General features: G+C 64.8%; 4 protein-coding genes. 2 read left to right on the plus strand and 2 right to left on the minus strand.

Going from position 1 to position 3,527, the window contains the following annotated elements:
- The first annotated feature begins 144 nt into the window (after positions 1–144).
- Both istA and istB read left to right on the plus strand, forming a co-directional pair.
- Entirely contained in the window at positions 145–1,815 is a 1,671-nt protein-coding gene (gene istA, locus DSP71_RS06060) for an IS21 family transposase (RefSeq protein WP_113680640.1), read from the plus strand.
- The gene (istB, locus tag DSP71_RS06065; RefSeq protein ID WP_113680637.1) at positions 1,812–2,615 is read left to right on the plus strand and encodes an IS21-like element helper ATPase IstB; all 804 of its coding nucleotides are present in this window, start codon (positions 1,812–1,814) and stop codon (positions 2,613–2,615) included. The genes istA and istB overlap by 4 nt, the downstream gene beginning before the upstream one ends.
- Before the next feature lie 57 nt (positions 2,616–2,672).
- On the opposite strand, the gene DSP71_RS06070 is transcribed toward istB, so the two are convergent.
- Positions 2,673–3,014: a transcriptional regulator gene (locus DSP71_RS06070; RefSeq protein WP_309472608.1), complete on the minus strand. Its 342-nt coding sequence runs from the start codon at positions 3,012–3,014 to the stop codon at positions 2,673–2,675.
- Complete coding sequence (locus tag DSP71_RS06075) at positions 2,975–3,442, minus strand: hypothetical protein (protein WP_113680639.1); 468 nt, start codon at positions 3,440–3,442, stop codon at positions 2,975–2,977. Before DSP71_RS06075 ends, DSP71_RS06070 begins: the two co-directional genes overlap by 40 nt.
- Between the last annotated feature and the right edge of the window lie 85 nt (positions 3,443–3,527).

The following is a 3,527-nucleotide window of genomic DNA, read 5'->3' on the forward strand; positions in this document are numbered from 1 at the left end:
TGACTCTGTCACTCTGATTTGGCCCAGGGATGTCGCTTTGGTCTGGCCCATGTTGCGACGCGCCGGGGTGTTCATGTCGGTTTGATTTGGCCCACCCCCGCCACGGTGGTCCTCAGTCGGTTTGTTTCGAGTGAGGAGGGCCAGTTGGGGTCCAGGGTGGATTTGTACGCCGAGATACGACGCGCGGCGCGAGTCGAGGAGCTGTCCGTGAACGCGTTGGCGAAACGGTTTCGGGTGCATCGTCGGACGGTGCGTCAAGCGTTGGCGTCTCCGGTCCCGCCGGGCCGGAAGGTTCCTGAGCGGCAGGCTCCGAAGCTGGGCGCGTTCCAGCTGCTGATCGACGGATGGTTGCGGGAGAACCTCACCGCGCCGAAGAAGCAACGGATGACGGCGACGCGGATGCACTCCCGCCTTCTTGACGAGCACGCTGCCGATGTCTCCTACGCCGCGGTCCGGGACTATGTCGCCAGGCGGCGACGGGAGATCCTGATCGAGGCGGGTCGGATTCCGGAGGTCTTCGTCCCGCAACTGCACGCGCCTGGCGCGGAAGCGGAGGTCGATTTCGGGGAGGTCTGGGTGATCTTGGCCGGGGTGAAGACGAAGTGTCATATGTTCACGTTCCGTCTCTCTCACTCAGGCAAGGCGATCCACCGGGTCTACTCGACGCAATCGCAGGAAGCGTTCCTCGAGGGGCATATCGATGCGTTCGACGAGATTGGCGGGGTCCCTGCCCTGCACATCAAATACGACAACCTGACGGCGGCAGTGAAGACCGTGATCTACGGCAGTGATCGCCGCCGGGTCGAGAATGACCGATGGGTGCTGTTCCGCTCGCACTACGGGTTCGACGCGTTCTACTGTCAGCCTGGGATCGAAGGCGCGCACGAGAAGGGCGGCGTTGAGGGGGAAGTCGGCCGGTTCCGGCGGACCTGGCTCTCGCCGATGCCCGAGGTCGGTTCTCTTGCCGAGCTGAATAGCATGATCCGCCGCTGGGACTCCCGCGACGAGGACCGCCGGATCAGTCAGCGGTGCACGACAGTCGGAGATGACTTCGCCACCGAACGACTCTTGCTGCGGCCGCTGCCGACTGAGCGGTTTGATCCAGGGTTGGTATTGCATCCGCGCGTCGACAGGTCTGGGCTGGTCACCGTTCGGATGGCGAAGTACTCCGTCCCTGCCCGGCTGATCGGCCGTCAGGTGAGGGTTTCGCTGCGCGCATCCGAGGTCGCCATTTTCGACGGGCGGGAAGAGGCCGCCCGCCATGAGCGGGTCGTCGCCCGCGGCGGAGAATCGATCGTGTTGGATCACTACCTCGAAGTCCTTCGCCATAAGCCCGGCGCTCTGCCGGGATCGACCGCGCTCGCTCACGCACGCGAGTCCGGGACGTTCACCACCGCGCACGAAGCGTTCTGGCAGGAAACCAGGAAGGTCAACGGTGACAGCGCGGGCACGAGAGAGCTCATCGAGGTGCTTCTCCTACATCGGAGTATGCGAGCTGCGGACGTGATCGCCGGGATCAGGGCCGCTCTCTCGGTCGGCGCGGTCACCGCGGACGTCGTCGCGGTCGAGGCACGCCTACATGGCAGCGGGGCCACATGGGAGCGACATCCCGTTGCACCTCAATCACACGTCGAGCACAGGGTTGTCAGTCTCACCCAACGCCGCCTCCGCGACCCGCAGGCTGTGATCGCCGGCCTCCCGCCCGACAAACGCCCGTTGCCGTCCGTCACCCACTACGACGAGCTCCTGCAGCGCCGCCCCATCTTCACCGATCCCACTGCCACTGATGAAAGAGAAGGAACGACGAACACATGAGCACCACCACACCCGTCACCACGACCCTGCGCCGACGGCGCGGCATGACAGAAGAAGCCGCCGCGGCCGCAGTCGACCAAGCTTGCCGCAGACTCCGGTTACCCACGATCCGCGCGGTCATGGACGAAGCAACCCGTGTCGCCGGACACGAGCAGCTCTCCTACCAGGGCTTCCTCGCCGAACTCCTCCTCGCTGAATGCGACGACCGGGACCGCCGCTCCACCGTCCGCCGCGTCGCAGGAGCGGGGTTCCCCCGCCAGAAATGGCTCGGGGACTTCGACTACGACGCGAACCCGAACATCAACCCCGCGACCATTCACACCCTCGCAACAGGCGACTGGGTCCGCCGCGGCGATCCGCTCTGCCTCATCGGAGACTCCGGCACCGGCAAATCCCATCTCCTCATAGGGCTCGGCACTGCCGCAGCCGAGAAGGGCTACCGGGTGAAATACACCCTCGCGACGAAACTGGTGAACGAGCTCGTCGAAGCCGCCGACGAGAAACAACTCGCGCGCACGATCGCCCGCTACGGCCGCGTTGATCTGCTCTGCATCGACGAGCTCGGATACATGGAACTCGACCGCCGCGGCGCCGAGCTCCTCTTCCAAGTCCTCACCGAACGAGAAGAGAAGAACTCCGTCGCGATCGCCTCTAACCAGTCTTTCTCCGGCTGGACCGACACCTTCACCGACCCACGCCTCTGCGCCGCGATCATCGACCGGCTCACCTTCAACGGCACCATCATCGAGACCGGCACCACCAGCTACCGGCTCGCCCACACCCGCAACCAAAGCAGCTGACGCGCCCGTGGTCCGCACCGACGAGCGAGAGCAGCGAAATCCTCAGGGGAGAATCGCCTACGTTGACGAGGGAGGAGACGTGGCGGCTCCTGCGAGGCGCTGGAGCTCGGCGAGATGGGCACGGAACGCTGCTCGACCGTTCATCGTGAGACTGAACCAGGTGCGGCGCCGGCCAGAGCTGACACCCTTGCGAACGGTGACGTATCCTGCCTCTTCGAGCGCCTTTGCGTGCTTGGAGAGAACGGAATCCGCGACTCCGATGCGATCACGCGCGAAGCTGAATTCGACATCCTCTACGGCCGCAAGCATCGCGCAGAGCTGGAGTCGCGTCGGATGGTGAATCCGCTCATCGAGCCCGCTCACGCGACGTTCCGTGCTGCAACGCGCTCCCGCTTCCACACGAGCGCCCAGAGCCGACTGGCCGCGAACGCAACCGCCGCCGCGATGCTACCTGCGGTGAGCGCGACCCACAGCACGGGCATCGCCCACGCCCAGAACATCAAGCTCAGGAGTGGGACGAGCATTGCAAACGTGACCCACCGCGCCCGCCGAGGAGAGTAACCGCTGAGCCACCACCCCAGCCGACGCCGCCACCAGACCATCAGAGCGATGAGCGCGAGCACGACGACGATGGTCGCGAACGGGCGGATTGTCAGCGGCAGCGCCTGCGCCCCGACAAAAACGCCGCAGACGATGCTGAAGAGCACGTCGTAAGTCAATGCGAACCCACGAGGCGGATCCAGATGATCCTGGGCCTGTCCGATAAGGGCCAGATCCTCCGCGGGGGTGTTCTGCGGCCGGTTTGAGCTTTCCATACCGGAAAGCATAGAGCATACTTTCCGAGTTGGAAAGCAGGCTCACGTGGGCCAGTTCAGAGCGACATCCCTGGGCCACTTCAGCTTGACATAGCCA

The organism is Microbacterium sp. H6 (assembly GCF_003314775.1).
GTDB classification, from domain to species: Bacteria; Actinomycetota; Actinomycetes; order Actinomycetales; family Microbacteriaceae; genus Microbacterium; species Microbacterium oxydans.

Bases quoted from the DNA above. Each gene is read 5' to 3' on its own strand.
- DSP71_RS06075 (WP_113680639.1), bottom strand. From the start codon at position 3,442: ATGCTTTCCGGTATGGAAAGCTCAAACCGGCCGCAGAACACCCCCGCG.
- istB (WP_113680637.1), top strand. From the start codon at position 1,812: ATGAGCACCACCACACCCGTCACCACGACCCTGCGCCGACGGCGCGGC.